General features: G+C 59.6%; 12 protein-coding genes. 8 read left to right on the forward strand and 4 right to left on the reverse strand.

The features are described 5' to 3' along the window. Nucleotides 1-14: 14 nt before the first annotated feature. The gene (locus tag AACV02_RS27335; protein WP_106577485.1) at nt 15-2,465 is read right to left on the reverse strand and encodes a glycogen/starch/alpha-glucan phosphorylase; all 2,451 of its coding nucleotides are present in this window, start codon (nt 2,463-2,465) and stop codon (nt 15-17) included. A 236-nt stretch (nt 2,466-2,701) separates the two neighbouring features. Between AACV02_RS27335 and AACV02_RS27340 the strand changes: the two genes are divergently transcribed. After that, nucleotides 2,702-3,136 carry a YkgJ family cysteine cluster protein gene (locus AACV02_RS27340; protein ID WP_017529542.1) on the forward strand — a complete coding sequence of 145 codons (435 nt, stop codon included), beginning with the start codon at nt 2,702-2,704 and terminating at the stop codon, nt 3,134-3,136. A 192-nt stretch (nt 3,137-3,328) separates the two neighbouring features. Here AACV02_RS27340 and typA read toward each other — a convergent pair whose 3' ends face one another. Together typA and thiI are read right to left on the reverse strand one after the other, a co-directional pair. Next, nucleotides 3,329-5,149 (reverse strand): translational GTPase TypA, encoded by a 1,821-nt coding sequence (typA, locus tag AACV02_RS27345; RefSeq protein ID WP_003217997.1) that lies wholly within the window; start codon nt 5,147-5,149, stop codon nt 3,329-3,331. A gap of 139 nt (nt 5,150-5,288) precedes the next feature. Next, a complete protein-coding gene (gene thiI, locus AACV02_RS27350; RefSeq protein ID WP_106577484.1) occupies nt 5,289-6,743 on the reverse strand; it encodes a tRNA uracil 4-sulfurtransferase ThiI in 1,455 nt (484 codons plus the stop codon). Between the two features lie 334 nt (nt 6,744-7,077). On the opposite strand from thiI, the gene glnA reads away from it, so the two are divergent. The 6 genes from glnA to ntrC all read left to right on the forward strand — a co-directional run bounded on the left by glnA (nt 7,078) and on the right by ntrC (nt 13,355). Further along, a complete protein-coding gene (gene glnA / locus AACV02_RS27355) occupies nt 7,078-8,484 on the forward strand; it encodes a glutamate--ammonia ligase (RefSeq protein ID WP_034117297.1) in 1,407 nt (468 codons plus the stop codon). Between the two features lie 277 nt (nt 8,485-8,761). Next, a complete protein-coding gene (locus AACV02_RS27360) occupies nt 8,762-9,181 on the forward strand; it encodes a cupin domain-containing protein (protein WP_119738108.1) in 420 nt (139 codons plus the stop codon). Between the two features lie 130 nt (nt 9,182-9,311). Further along, nucleotides 9,312-9,848, forward strand: coding sequence for a chorismate mutase (locus tag AACV02_RS27365; RefSeq protein WP_119738110.1), 537 nt, complete (start codon nt 9,312-9,314; stop codon nt 9,846-9,848). Nucleotides 9,849-9,977: 129 nt separating this feature from the next. Further along, a complete protein-coding gene (locus AACV02_RS27370; RefSeq protein WP_119738112.1) occupies nt 9,978-10,604 on the forward strand; it encodes a hypothetical protein in 627 nt (208 codons plus the stop codon). A 232-nt stretch (nt 10,605-10,836) separates the two neighbouring features. Continuing rightward, nucleotides 10,837-11,922: a nitrogen regulation protein NR(II) gene (gene glnL, locus AACV02_RS27375; RefSeq protein ID WP_016979130.1), complete on the forward strand. Its 1,086-nt coding sequence runs from the start codon at nt 10,837-10,839 to the stop codon at nt 11,920-11,922. Then, entirely contained in the window at nt 11,919-13,355 is a 1,437-nt protein-coding gene (ntrC, locus tag AACV02_RS27380) for a nitrogen regulation protein NR(I) (RefSeq protein ID WP_016979129.1), read from the forward strand. Before glnL ends, ntrC begins: the two co-directional genes overlap by 4 nt. A 639-nt stretch (nt 13,356-13,994) precedes the next feature. Here ntrC and AACV02_RS27385 read toward each other — a convergent pair. After that, a complete protein-coding gene (locus AACV02_RS27385) occupies nt 13,995-14,435 on the reverse strand; it encodes a hypothetical protein (RefSeq protein WP_119738114.1) in 441 nt (146 codons plus the stop codon). Here AACV02_RS27385 and AACV02_RS27390 point away from each other — a divergent pair. Further along, nucleotides 14,434-14,889: a tRNA (cytidine(34)-2'-O)-methyltransferase gene (locus AACV02_RS27390; RefSeq protein WP_003171120.1), complete on the forward strand. Its 456-nt coding sequence runs from the start codon at nt 14,434-14,436 to the stop codon at nt 14,887-14,889. The two genes, AACV02_RS27385 and AACV02_RS27390, sit on opposite strands and share 2 nt — an antisense overlap. Nucleotides 14,890-14,944 lie beyond the last annotated feature (55 nt).

The raw sequence follows: 14,944 nt of genomic DNA on the forward strand, positions 1-14,944 counted from the left end.
TAGTATTGCGGTGATTAGTCGAGCGCTTTCCAGATTTCGGTCGCGTACTCCCTGATGGTGCGGTCCGAGGAGAACCAGCCCATGCGCGCCGTGTTCAGCACCGCCGAGCGCCACCACGCCTTGGAGTCATGCCAATGCGCCTCGACCCGCGCCTGAGCGTCCCAGTAGGAGTCGAAGTCGGCACACACCAGGAAGCGGTCGTAGTCGATCAGCCCGTCGATCAGGCCCACATAGCGGCCGGGATCATCCGGCGAGAACACCCCGCCCCGAATCGCTTGCAACACGTCGTTGAGACGATGGGAGGCAGCAATTTCCGGCCCGGCGTTGAATTCGCCTGCGTGCTTGCGGGCTTCAACCTGCTGAGCACTGAGGCCAAAAATGAACATGTGATCGGCGCCCACGCGCTCGTGCATTTCCACGTTGGCGCCGTCCATGGTGCCGATGGTCAGCGCGCCGTTGAGGCCGAACTTCATGTTGCTGGTGCCCGAGGCTTCAAAGCCGGCCGTGGATATCTGCTCGGACAAATCCGCCGCCGGAATAATGCTTTCCGCCAGGCTGACGTTGTAGTTGGGCAGGAACACCACCTTGAGCAAACCGCGCACGGTCGGATCGTTGTTCACGGTGCGGGCGATGTCGTTGGTCAACTTGATGATCAACTTGGCCTGGTGATAACTCGCTGCTGCCTTGCCGGCGAAGATCTTCACCCGTGGCACCCAGTCGGTGCCAGGCTCGGCGCGGATCGCCTGGTACAGCGCCACGGTGTGCAGCAGGTTGAGCAGTTGGCGTTTGTACTCGTGGATGCGCTTGACCTGCACGTCGAACATCGCCGCCGGGTTGACTGAAATACCCAGGCGCTCGTGGATGATCTCGGCCAGTGCACGTTTGCTGTGCAGGCGCTGGTCGGCGAAGGCTTTGCGGAAGGATTGCTTCTCGGCGAAGGTTTCCAGCTCCGTCAGGCGGGTTTCCATGGTGTCGAGAATATCCGGGCCCAGCGCCTCCACCAGCATCTCGGTGAGCTTGGGGTTGGCCTGGTACAGCCAGCGGCGGAAGGTGATGCCGTTGGTTTTGTTGTTGATGCGCTCCGGGTACAGCTTGTGCAGCTCGGAGAACACCGTGCTGCGCATCAGTTGGGTATGCAGGCCAGACACGCCGTTGACGCTATGCGAGCCGAGGAACGCCAGGTTACCCATGCGCACGCGGCGGCCGTTGTCTTCTTCGATCAGCGACACGGCGCGCAGCACGTCGAAGTCGTGAATGCCTTTGGCCCGCAGCGAGTCGATGTGCTGGGCGTTGATCAAGTAGATGATTTGCATGTGCCGCGGCAGCATGCGTTCCATCAAGCCTACGGGCCAGGTCTCCAGGGCTTCAGGCAGCAGGGTGTGGTTGGTGTAGGAAAGGGTTTCAACCGTCACGTCCCACGCCGCTTCCCACGGAATGTCATGCAGGTCGACCAGTTGGCGCATCAGCTCGGCGACGGCAATCGAGGGGTGAGTGTCGTTGAGCTGGATGGCGGCGTGCTCGCCCAGGCTCAATACCGAGCCGTGCATGTTTTTGTGGCGGCGCAGCAAATCTTGCAGCGAGGCAGAGACGAAGAAGTATTCCTGGCGCAGGCGCAGTTCCTGCCCTGCTTCGGTGCTGTCGGCCGGGTAAAGCACACGGGAGATGCTTTCGGCGCGGGCGACTTCGGCGACGGCGCCCAGGTGGTCACCGGCGTTGAAACGCTCCAGGTGCAAGTCTTCCACGGCCCGTGCACGCCACAGGCGCAGGGTGTTGACGCTGGCGCCGCGCCAGCCGACGACGGGGGTGTCATAAGCCACCGCGCGCACGGTTTCATTCGGCGACCACACCTGGATCATCTTGCCGGAAGCGTCCGCCAGGGTTTCGACGCTGCCGCCAAAACCGATGGGGTAAATCACCTCGGCCCGTTCGAATTCCCACGGGTTGCCAAAGTCCAGCCAGCGCTCGGTCTGCTCCTGTTGCCAGCCATCGACGATCGCCTGGCGGAACAAACCGTGCTCGTAACGAATGCCATAACCGTGGCCGGCAATGCCCAAGGTCGACATGCTTTCCATAAAGCATGCGGCCAGGCGGCCCAGGCCACCGTTGCCAAGCGCCGCGTCGGGCTCCAGCAGGCGGATGCGCTCCAGGTCCACACCGAGTTCGGACAGCGCTTCGCGCGCGATCTCCAGCACGCCGAGGTTGCTCAGGCTGTCGTAGAGCAAACGGCCGATAAGAAATTCCAGCGAAAGGTAATAAACCCGCTTCTGGCCTTTGCGGTAAATACGCCGCGTGTGGTCCATCCAGTGATCGACCATCTGGTCGCGGGCGGCCAGCGCAATGGCTTCAAACCAGTCGTGGTCGAAAGCGTGGTCGGGGTCCTTGCCCACCGCGTAGGTGAGTTTGGTCAAGACAGCATCGCGGAATGCGGCTACCTCTGCTTCTCGTGCAAGCGGTTCCTGAGACATCGGTGCGACCTCGGGCGAGATTGAAGGAGTTGCTAGAGCCTAGTCGGTCTGACAGACGGTAGACGCTCTGGTTCGGCAGTTTTTTAACTCATTCACCGTTGCGCAAAATTGATGCAGGGGTCGTGCCCAATCGGTGCGTGAGTCGCCTTCGGGCTGAAAACCGCAAAATATTGTTCAAAAAACCATCAATCCCGGTATGATCGCGCGCCCGGATATAGCCCCACCTTGGAACCCTGATGAAGCCTCAACTGATCGCCGCTGCGGAACTCGACCGTCTCGAGACCTGGCAGAAATATTCCGCCCACATGTGCGGTGGCTGCGTGTCCAGCTGCTGCACGCTGCCGGTTGAGGTGAAGATCAAGGACCTGATCCGCATTGGCATCGTCGATGAGTTCGAGCGCGGCGACCCGCCCAAGAACATCGCCAAGCGCTTGCAGAAAGAAGGCATCGTCGAGCGCTTCAATTCCAAATCCGAGATTTTTACCCTGCAGCGCATGAGCAATAACGATTGCCTGTACCTGGATCGTAAGACGCGCTTCTGCACTATTTATGACAAGCGCCCGGATACGTGCCGCAACCACCCGAAAATCGGGCCGCGGCCGGGGTATTGCGCGTACAAGCCCAAGGAAGTGGTGCGCGAGACGAAGTTCAAGACGCTCGATAAGTTCTGATTCGATTTTTGTGGGGCTGTTGAGGGCCCTATCGGGGGCAAGCCCCCTCCCACCTTTGATCTGTGAGCACATTCAAGTGTGGGAGGGGGCTTGCCCCCGATGAGGCCGGTATATTCACCACAAATTCTGCAGGCACAAAAAAACGCCCCCGGCCTTTCAACCGGGGGCGTTTTTCATTCAGCCTGAGTTAACTCAGTTCTTGGCTTTCTTGGCAGCGCGGGTACGCTCGCCTTCGTCCAGGATCTTCTTACGCAGGCGGATCGACTTAGGCGTGACTTCGCACAGCTCGTCGTCCTGGATGAATTCCAGGGCCTGTTCCAGGGTGAAGCGAACAGGTGGAACCAGAGCGATGGTTTCGTCTTTACCCGAAGCACGCATGTTGTCGAGCTTCTTGCCTTTGGTTGGGTTGACGCCCATGTCGTTGTCACGGCTGTTCAGACCAACGATCTGACCGTTGTAGATCTCTTGACCGTGTTCAACGAACAGCTTGCCACGCGCCTGCAGAGTTTCCAGGGAGTAGGTCAGTGCCTTGCCGGTTTCTACCGATACCAGAACACCGTTCTGACGGCCGGACATGTCGCCGGACTTCATGGTGTCGTAGCGATCGAAGATCGAGGTCAGGATGCCAGCACCGTTGGTCAGGGTCAGGAACTGGTTACGGAAACCGATCAGACCACGAGCAGGGATGTTGTATTCCAGACGCACACGGCCTTTGCCATCCGGCACCATGTTGGTCAGGTCGCCCTTACGCAGGCCCATCTCTTCCATGACCTTGCCCTGGGATTCTTCAGGGGTGTCGATGGTGACGTTTTCAAACGGTTCCTGCTTCACGCCGTCAACCTGACGGATGATCACTTCTGGACGACCAACGCCCATTTCGAAGCCTTCGCGACGCATGGTTTCGATCAGTACCGAGAGGTGCAGCTCACCACGGCCGGAAACCTTGAACTTGTCAGCCGAGTCGCCTTCTTCAACGCGCAGAGCAACGTTGTACAGCAGCTCTTTGTCCAGACGTTCCTTGATGTTACGGGAAGTCACGAACTTGCCTTCTTTACCGCAGAAAGGCGAGTCGTTTACCTGGAAGGTCATGGAAACGGTTGGCTCGTCAACGGTCAGAGGCTTCATCGCCTCGACGTTGTCCGGCTGGCACAGGGTGTCGGAGATGAACAGCGAGTCCATACCGCTCACGCACACGATGTCACCGGCAAACGCTTCTTCAACGTCGATACGGTGCAGACCGTGGTGACCCATCAGCTTCAGGATACGGCCGTTGCGTTTCTTGCCGTCGGCGCCGATGGCGACAACCGGAGTGTTCGGCTTGACGCTACCACGAGCGATACGGCCAACACCGATAACACCCAGGAAGCTGTTGTAGTCCAGTGCCGAGATTTGCATCTGGAACGGGCCTTCACGGTCAACTTTTGGCGCCGGTACGTTGTCGACGATCGACTGGTACAGCGGGGTCATGTCTTCAGCCATGTCGGTGTGTTCCAGACCGGCAATGCCGTTCAGGGCCGAGGCGTAGACGACTTTGAAGTCCAGCTGTTCTTCAGTAGCACCCAGGTTGTCGAACAGGTCGAAGATCTGGTCCAGAACCCAGTCCGGACGCGCGCCTGGACGGTCAACCTTGTTGATGCACACGATCGGACGCAGGCCGGCTTCGAACGCCTTCTTGGTCACGAAACGGGTTTGCGGCATAGGGCCGTCTTGAGCGTCGACCAGCAGCAGAACGGAGTCAACCATCGACATTACACGTTCAACTTCGCCGCCGAAGTCGGCGTGGCCCGGGGTGTCCACGATGTTGATGTGGTAGCCGTTCCAGTTGATAGCGGTGTTTTTAGCCAGGATGGTAATACCGCGCTCTTTTTCCTGGTCGTTGGAGTCCATCACGCGCTCGTCGTTGAGCTCGTTGCGCTCCAGGGTGCCGGATTGACGCAGGAGTTTGTCTACCAGGGTGGTTTTACCATGGTCAACGTGAGCAATGATGGCGATGTTACGTAGATTTTCGATCACTTGTGTATCTCGATCAGAGGATTCGGTGTGCTGACAGGTCGTGGCAGCGATTAACAGTAGAGTCAGGCCTTGCCGTTACAGCTTGACGGCAGAGTCGGGGGGCCGGTGACGCAGGCCACAGGCAAACAGCCCCGGGCTCTTAGCTCGGTCGATAAACGCGCACATTGGCATGCCCCTCACTGAGCAAATGGTGGGCATGCAGGCGACTCATCACGCCTTTGTCGCAATACAGCAGGTACTGACGGCTGTTATCCAGTTCCTTGAAACGCGCGTTCAATGCGTAGAACGGCAGCGTTTGCACGTCGATGCCAGCGATTTCCAGCGGCTCATCTTCGGCGGCATCCGGGTGACGGATATCGACGACAATCTGGCCGGCCAGGACTTCGCTGACTTCTTCGATTTGCACATCCTGGCCCAGTTCGTCGATTACACGATCGATCGGGACCATTTTGGCGTTCTCGAGCGCACGCTCCAGAATCGCCATGTCGAACTGTTGTTCTTCGTACTCCACGCGGTTGCGCTTGGCGTGGGTCTTGGGGTTCACCGAGATGACCCCGCAATATTCAGGCATGTGTTTGGCAAACGCCGCCGTGCCGATTTCTTCGGCCTGGTCGATGATGTCCTGCTTGTGACTCGCAATCAGCGGGCGCAGCACCAGCTTCTCGGTCACGCAGTCGATCAGCGACAGGTTCGGCAGCGTCTGGCTGGAGACCTGGGAAATCGCTTCACCGGTCACCAGCGCGTCGATCTGCAACTGATCGGCAATCCGCGACGCAGCGCGCAACATCATACGCTTCAATACTACGCCCATATGACTGTTATCGACTTTGCCGAGAATTTCGCCCAGCACTTCCTCAAACGGCACGCTTACGAATAGCACGCGCTGGGAGCTGCCGTACTTCTTCCAGATAAAGTGCGCGACTTCCATCACGCCCAATTCGTGTGCACGCCCGCCCAGATTAAAGAAGCAGAAGTGGCTCATCAGGCCGCGGCGCATGATCTGGTAGGCCGCCACCGTGGAATCGAAACCGCCGGACATCAATACCAGGGTCTGTTCCAGGGCACCCAGCGGGTAGCCGCCGATGCTGTTGTGCTGGCTGTGGATCACAAACAACCGTTGGTCGCGAATTTCCATGCGCACTTCAATTTGCGGCGCTTTCAGGGAAATTCCGGCAGCGCCGCACTCGCGACGCAGCTTGCTGCCGACGTATTTCTCGACGTCCATGGAGCTGAAGGTGTGCTTGCCGGCGCGCTTGCAGCGCACCGAAAAAATCTTGCCTTCAAGCTCGCTACCGTAGTGCTGCTTGCACTTTTCGGTGATGTCGTCAAAGTCGCCCAGCGGGTACTCATCCACCTGCAGGAAATGCGCAATGCCCGGCATGCAGCTCAGGCGCTCAGTCATGTCCTTCAAGGCTTTGGCGTCGGTGACACGGGTTTCCAGCTCGAGGTTGTCCCACACGCCGTTCACCACCACAGCCGGGTCCAGGTCACGGAGCACGGCACGGATGTTCTTGGCCAACTGACGGATGAAACGCGTCCGTACCGGTCGGCTTTTGATGGTGATCTCGGGGAACACTTTAACGATTAATTTCATGGAAACAGCGCGCGCCGGGCCTGCTGAAAAAGGGGGGCGCGGATTATAGCGGAAATCGCTCAAGGTTTAACCAGTTAATATGCATCAGACACAACGCGCACCAAAACGGGTCGTTTGCGCAAATTAACGCTACATTGCAGTGCGTTATTTATTCCGCTTCAGCGGATTGCACCTTTATAGGGGCCATTTTGAGGCAAAAAGGCCATGTTGGCGCACTGGCATGCAATTTGCTCTCTTGTGAGGCAGGTTGCCTTGGTCGAGTATTCGCGCCGGCATCACCCACATTCTAAGGGCTAACTCCACTACCCCAGCCCGAAGCCACCCGGAGGACACCATGTCGAAGTCGGTTCAACTCATCAAAGATCATGACGTTAAATGGATTGATCTGCGCTTCACGGACACTAAAGGTACTCAGCACCACGTGACCATGCCGGCTCGCGACGCGCTGGATGATGCTTTCTTCGAAGAAGGCAAAATGTTCGACGGTTCCTCCATTGCTGGCTGGAAAGGCATCGAAGCCTCCGACATGATCCTGATGCCGGACGACAGCACTGCCGTTCTCGACCCGTTCACCGAAGACCCAACCCTGATCATCGTCTGCGACGTGATCGAGCCTTCGACCATGCAAGGCTACGACCGCGACCCACGTGCGATCGCCAAGCGTGCCGAGGAATACCTGAAGTCGACCGGTATCGGCGACACCGTATTCGTAGGCCCAGAGCCAGAATTCTTCATCTTTGATTCGGTCAAGTTCAAGTCCGACATCTCCGGCTCCATGTTCAAGATCTTCTCCGAACAAGGTTCGTGGATGTCCGACCAAGACATCGAAGGCGGCAACAAAGGCCACCGTCCAGGCATCAAAGGTGGCTACTTCCCGGTTCCGCCGTTCGACCACGACCACGAAATCCGTACCTCCATGTGCAACGCCATGGAAGAAATGGGCCTGGTCATCGAAGTTCACCACCACGAAGTGGCGACTGCCGGCCAGAACGAAATCGGCGTGAAGTTCAACACCCTGGTTGCCAAGGCTGACGAAGTTCAGACCCTCAAGTACTGCGTACACAACGTGGCTGATGCCTACGGCCGTACCGCTACTTTCATGCCTAAGCCGCTGTACGGCGATAACGGCTCGGGTATGCACGTTCACCTGTCCATCGCTAAAGAAGGCAAGAACACCTTCGCTGGCGAAGGTTATGCCGGCCTGTCCGACACCGCCCTGTACTTCATCGGCGGCATCATCAAGCACGGTAAGGCCCTGAACGGTTTCACCAACCCGTCGACCAACTCCTACAAGCGTCTGGTCCCAGGTTTCGAAGCACCGGTAATGCTGGCTTACTCGGCACGTAACCGTTCCGCCTCGATCCGTATTCCTTACGTGTCCAGCCCTCGCGCTCGCCGTATCGAAGCGCGCTTCCCGGATCCAGCAGCCAACCCGTACCTGGCCTTCGCTGCCCTGGTAATGGCCGGCCTGGACGGTATCCAGAACAAGATCCACCCTGGCGACGCCGCCGACAAAAACTTGTACGACCTGCCGCCTGAAGAGGCCAAAGAGATCCCACAAGTGTGCGGCAGCCTGAAAGAAGCCCTGGAAGAGCTGGACAAGGGCCGTGCGTTCCTGACCAAAGGCGGCGTATTCAGCGACGACTTCATCGATGCCTACATCGAGCTGAAAAGCGAAGAAGAAATCAAAGTACGCACCTTCGTACACCCACTGGAATACGAGCTGTACTACAGCTGCTGATCCGGTAGCGCCGCTTAAAGCAGCGTGACAAAAAAGGCCTCCTTCGGGAGGCCTTTTTTATGCCTGAAAAAATATCGAAGCTACCCGCGCGGCGCGGCAGAAGGCGGCGGTCGATGCCAATCAGGGCCATCGTGTTTCTGGCGGCGCTGCGGCACCTACCACGCCCACCTCTTACATCACGCAGGCAGATAACTGCGCAGACTTACCGCCTCGCCCGACATCCATCCCGACCGCACGCCCGTAGCCTGAAGCACTACTCTGCTCAACGGATCAAATCATGGACAACCGCTCGCTCGCGCTCATCGCCTGCCTGTTCCTGCACGGGTGTGGCACCCCGCCCAACGCCCTTGCGCCAATCGAAAGGCAAATCCTGCTGCAAAGCAGCGCATCCTGGGACGGTACGCCTTATACCGGCTACCCCCAAAGCGCCCCGGAGCTGACACTGCTGAAGCTCAAGATTGCGCCACACACCACCCTCGCCTGGCACACACACCCGATGCCCAACGCGGCTTACATACTCCGTGGAGAACTCACCGTGCAAAGCCGCGACAGCGGTCACGCTCAGGTTTTCAAACAAGGGCAGACACTCGCCGAGATGGTCAACATCGTCCATCGAGGCGTCACAGGGGATACACCGGTGGAATTACTGGTGTTTTATGCCGGCAGCCCGGGCATGCCGCTCTCCCACACCGATTGATGCCGCCCGGCGCCAATAACCGCCGGGCAACGGCGGCGCGCAAAAAACCTCATGCGTGCCGCGCGCCTTCAATAATTACGCGTTATCGTTGGCGACCTTCGAACACGCTCGTGCCTACAGGGGATCGCCTTTGAAACATCGACTCGTACTTGCCTTGCTGTTCGCCAGCGCCACGGCCAGCGCCGCGCCGCCGACACTCGAACCGCTGCTCAATAGCATCGCCGAGCGCCTGACCATCGCCGACCAGGTCGCACTGAGCAAATGGGACAGCCACAAGGCCGTGGAAGACCGACCTCGCGAACAGGCTGTGATCGCCAGCGCGAGAGCCCAGGCCCCCGACTACAAAGTCTCGCCCGAGGCGGCGGAGCAATTTTTCTCCGCGCAGATAGAGGCGAATAAACTGGTGCAATACACCCGACTGTCCGACTGGCAGTTTAAAGGCAAGGCGCCCGATACGCCGCGCCCGGACCTGACCGGCAAGATTCGGCCCCAACTGGACCAACTGCAAAAGCGCATGCTGCAACAATTAGCTGACTTCGGCCCCGAGCGCAGCAACCCGCAGTGCCCGCACTGGGTAGCCCTGGCCGTGCATCAACCGCTTAACGATCCCTTGGTGCAGATCGCAATGACCCGCGCCACAGCCGAGTTGTGCGTCTACACGCCTTGAAGGATAAGGGCCTGCTTCATTGAAGGCCCTTTCCCGAACCTTGGTTAAATCGCGGAAATGTCTGATACATCCCAGGCCATCGACCCCCTACGATGCAGCGTCCTGCCGCCACTCGCCGATGTCTTCGCGATGAACCTTATCTGTAAGACCCTGTGTTCACTGACGCTCGCGCTCAGCCCAATCGCCGCAGCGCAAAAACCCACACCGCCTACGCCCCTCGACCTTGAGCCCACGGCGTGGACGGTAGAAGCGCCCTACCCGCAAAGCACGATTATCAATGCCCGCATCAATGGCATCGCCGCCCACGACGGCAATTCCAGCATGGCGATCCTGCATGTGGCCTGCTACAGCGCGCCCTTGCGCCCAATGATCTCGCTGCTCACCCACACCGACCAGTTGCATTTCAAACCCGGCATTTATGAAGGCCCGGATGCTCGCTCCACCGGGCCGCTCAGCCTCACCACCGGCGTGCTTCCACCCCGCACTTACCGCGTAAACGGCTATTACAGCGCCGAGCCCACGCAGCAGCACGGCGTGCTGTTCAAACTCACCATGCCCGCCAACCGCCAGGAGCTGCGCGAGTGGATCACCGACGACATGGGTGGCCAGCTCATCAGGATGACCATTCCCTCCGCGATTCCCGGTGATTCGCCACTGAGCGCCGAGTTCATCCTGCCCAAAGACAGCAAAGGCTTGCGCGAGGTCATCAAGCCCTGCCTGAACAATCGTAAAAGCACGCCTAAAAAACCTTCCTGAACAGACCTCGCAAAACTGCACTATATTGGTGCGTAGCGCCGCACCCTTCCCACCCTGACAGCCCATTTTGGTTCGAATCTTCCCGAGTGAGCTGGCAGAACGCCACAGTTTCGCGCCTTAAACCCCTATTTCAGGGCTTTAACGCTTCTTTTCGGAGCCTTGGTTTGGTTTTTGCATTTTCCTTGTATCAGCGTGTGCCTCAAGCCCGCGCCTTGCTCCAAAAGAGGTCCTGATGACCATTAGCGATGCACTGCACCGTTTGTTACTCGACAACCTGACCACCGCGACCATTCTGCTCAATGACGACCTGCGTCTTGAGTACATGAACCCGGCGGCGGAGATGCTCCTGGCCATCAGCGGCCAGCGCAGCCATGGGCAGTTCATCAGCGAATTGTTCACCGAGTCGGCCGAAGCCTTGAGCTCGTTGCGCCAGGCGGTGGAGCAGGCACACCCGTTCACCAAGCGCGAAGCGATGCTCACCGCCCTCACCGGCCAGACCCTGACCGTCGACTACGCGGTCACCCCGATCCTGAGCAACGGCGCCACCCTGCTGCTGCTCGAAGTACACCCGCGCGACCGCTTGCTGCGTATCACTAAAGAAGAAGCGCAGCTGTCCAAGCAGGAAACCAGCAAGATGCTGGTGCGCGGCCTGGCCCATGAGATCAAGAACCCGCTGGGCGGGATTCGCGGCGCCGCGCAATTGCTGGCCCGCGAGCTGCCGGACGAGAACCTCAAGGACTACACCAACGTCATCATCGAAGAAGCCGACCGCCTGCGTAACCTGGTGGACCGCATGCTCGGCTCCAACAAATTGCCGTCGCTGGCGATGACCAACGTGCACGAAGTGCTGGAGCGCGTTTGCCAGTTGGTCGAGGCCGAAAGCCAAGGCTGCATCACCCTGGTACGCGACTACGACCCAAGCATTCCGGACGTGTTGATCGACCGCGAACAGATGATCCAGGCCGTGCTCAATATCGTGCGCAACGCCATGCAGGCCATCAGCAGCCAGAACGAGCTGCGCCTGGGCCGCATCAGCCTGCGCACCCGTGCCCTGCGCCAGTTCACCATCGGCCATGTGCGCCACCGCCTGGTCACTAAGGTCGAGATCATCGACAACGGTCCGGGCATTCCTGCAGAACTGCAGGAAACCATCTTCTTTCCCATGGTCAGCGGCCGCCCGGACGGTACCGGGCTGGGCCTGGCCATTACCCAGAACATCATCAGCCAGCACCAGGGTTTGATCGAGTGTGAGAGCCATCCCGGCCACACCACCTTCTCGATCTTTCTGCCTCTGGAACAAGGAGCCCCATCGACATGAGCCGTAGTGAAACTGTCTGGATCGTCGATGACGACCGTTCTATCCGCTGGGTCCTCGAGAAAGCCTTGCAACAGGAAGGCATGACCACCCAGAGCTTCGACAGCGCCGACGGGGTGATGAGCCGCCTGGCGCGCCAGCAGCCGGACGTGATCATCTCCGACATCCGCATGCCCGGCGCCAGTGGCCTGGACTTACTGGCGCGCATCCGCGAGCAGCACCCGCGCCTGCCGGTGATCATCATGACCGCGCACTCGGACCTGGACAGCGCTGTCGCGTCCTACCAGGGCGGCGCGTTTGAATACTTGCCCAAGCCGTTCGACGTGGACGAGGCAGTGGCGCTGGTCAAGCGCGCCAACCAGCACGCCCAGGAACAGCAGAGCCAGGAAGCCCCGCCGGCCCTGACTCGCACCCCGGAAATCATCGGTGAAGCACCGGCGATGCAGGAAGTGTTTCGCGCCATCGGGCGCTTGAGCCACTCCAACATCACCGTGCTGATCAACGGTGAGTCTGGCACCGGTAAAGAGCTTGTGGCCCATGCGTTGCACCGCCACAGCCCGCGGGCGGCTTCGCCGTTCATCGCGCTGAACATGGCGGCGATTCCCAAGGACTTGATGGAGTCCGAGCTGTTCGGCCATGAAAAAGGCGCGTTTACCGGCGCGGCCAACCTGCGTCGTGGGCGCTTTGAACAGGCGGACGGCGGCACGTTGTTCCTCGATGAAATCGGCGACATGCCGGCCGACACCCAAACCCGCTTGCTGCGCGTATTGGCCGACGGTGAGTTCTATCGCGTGGGCGGGCACACGCCGGTCAAGGTCGATGTGCGCATCATCGCAGCGACGCACCAGAACCTCGAAACCCTGGTGCACGCGGGCAAATTCCGTGAGGACTTGTTCCACCGCCTGAACGTTATCCGCATTCACATCCCACGCATGTCGGATCGCCGCGAAGACATTCCGACGCTGGCTCGCCACTTCCTCAGCCGCGCCGCTCAAGAGCTGGCCGTCGAGCCGAAGTTGCTCAAAAGCGAGACCGAGGAGTACCTGAAAAACCTGCCATGGCCAGGCAACGTGCGTCAGCTGGAAAACACCTGCCGCTGGATCACCGTGATGGCATCGGGTCGCGAAGTGCATATCAGCGACCTGCCGCCGGAGCTGCTGAGCCTGCCGCAGGACTCGGCACCCGTGACCAACTGGGAACAGGCGCTGCGCCAGTGGGCTGATCAGGCCTTGGCACGCGGCCAGTCGAACCTGCTCGACAGCGCCGTACCGGCGTTCGAGCGGATCATGATCGAAACCGCCTTGAAGCACACCGCCGGCCGCCGCCGCGACGCCGCCGTGCTGCTGGGTTGGGGCCGCAATACCCTGACGCGCAAGATCAAGGAGCTGGGGATGAAGGTCGATGGCGGCGACGATGATGAGGGTGATGAAGGCTGATCACAGCCTTCTCATCCACTGAATATCAAATGTGGGAGGGGGCTTGCCCCCGATTACGGTGTATCAGCCACACACTCGCTGACTGAAACACCGCTATCGGGGGCAAGCCCCCTCCCACATTTTGATTGTCTGCACGTTCGGATCGCCACAAGGTTGCGTGACCGTGCACCGCTTCAATGCACCATGAACCGGCATCGGGCACGTATCTAACGCCTGAAACCTCAACCTCGTTGAAAAAATCTTGCACATCGAAAACCCCAAAGCCCCGTATTTCGGGGCTTTGAGCTTTCTGGCAATTTTTTTTGCACCCATTGCAAGTTCTGGCACGCGCCCTGCAATAACCCTTGTACTACCCAGTTTCGGGGACCTTGGTACAGGCAGGCCGAGAATCCCCTCTTTACACCCGGGGTGCTTGATGCGGATCGCGTCGCGCCCCACACCCGTTTCGGGAACCTCGGTACAGGCAGGCCGGGGATTCCCTCTTTAATACCGAAGCCGTTGGCTTCACCCCGTTTTGGGAGCCCTGGTACAGGCAGGCCGGGAACTCCCTTCTTTACACCCGGGGCTTACGTGGCACAGCGCCCGTAGCCCCAGCCCGTTTTGGGAACCTTGGTACAGGCAGGCCGGGGATTCCCTCTTTTATTCCTCGCGCAGATGGATCTGCAACCGCCAACGGCCATCGGCCTTCTCTCCCTTCCACTCCCCGCGCAACGGCCGAGCCGCCACCAGGTTCAGCAGCAGGCCGCCATCAGTCTTGCGGATGCGCCAGTTCACGTCATTGTCATTGACCTTGAGTTGCCCGCTGGCAGCTTTGCCCAGCGCGTCAAACAGCAGCGCCACGGTGCCGTCGATATGTTCGCCGTGCAGCTTGGGTTCGCTGTTGAACCACACCACCAGGCCGTCCGCCGCGGTCTCGACGTGTTGCAGCTCGACCGGGTCCGGCGTGGTGAGGCGGCCGATCATCAGGCCGATCATCAACCCGACAATCGCCAATGAGCCCAAAACCCTGGGCAATAGCTTCGGTCTTGGGTCGTCTTCGGGGGTAGAATGCAGCGCATCTTTGCCTTCGGAGCCGTGCATGTTTCACGTCATCCTTTTTCAACCAGAAATTCCGCCGAATACCGGCAACGTTATCAGGCTGTGCGCCAACAGTGGCTGCCACCTGCATTTGATCGAGCCTCTGGGCTTCGACATGGACGACAAGCGCCTGCGCCGCGCCGGGCTGGACTACCACGAGTACGCCACGCTCAAGCGCCATGCGGACCTGGCCAGTTGCCTGGAAAGCCTGGGCCACCCGCGGCTGTTCGCGTTCACCACCAAGGGTTCGCGGCCGTTTCATGACGCCAGCTTTGCCGAAGGCGACGCCTTCCTGTTCGGCCCGGAAAGCCGTGGCCTGCCGGCCGAGGTGCTCGACGCCCTGCCCGACGGCCATCGCCTGCGCTTGCCGATGCGTGAGGGCTGCCGCAGCTTGAACCTGTCCAACACCGTGGCCGTCGCTGTGTACGAAGGCTGGCGCCAACTCGGTTTTAAATAACACACAAAACAAAATGTGGGAGGGGGCTTGCCCCGATGGCAGAGTGTCAGTCGAC

Origin of the sequence: Pseudomonas sp. Larv2_ips, assembly GCF_963879675.1 — a bacterium.
Classification (GTDB): domain Bacteria; phylum Pseudomonadota; class Gammaproteobacteria; order Pseudomonadales; family Pseudomonadaceae; genus Aquipseudomonas.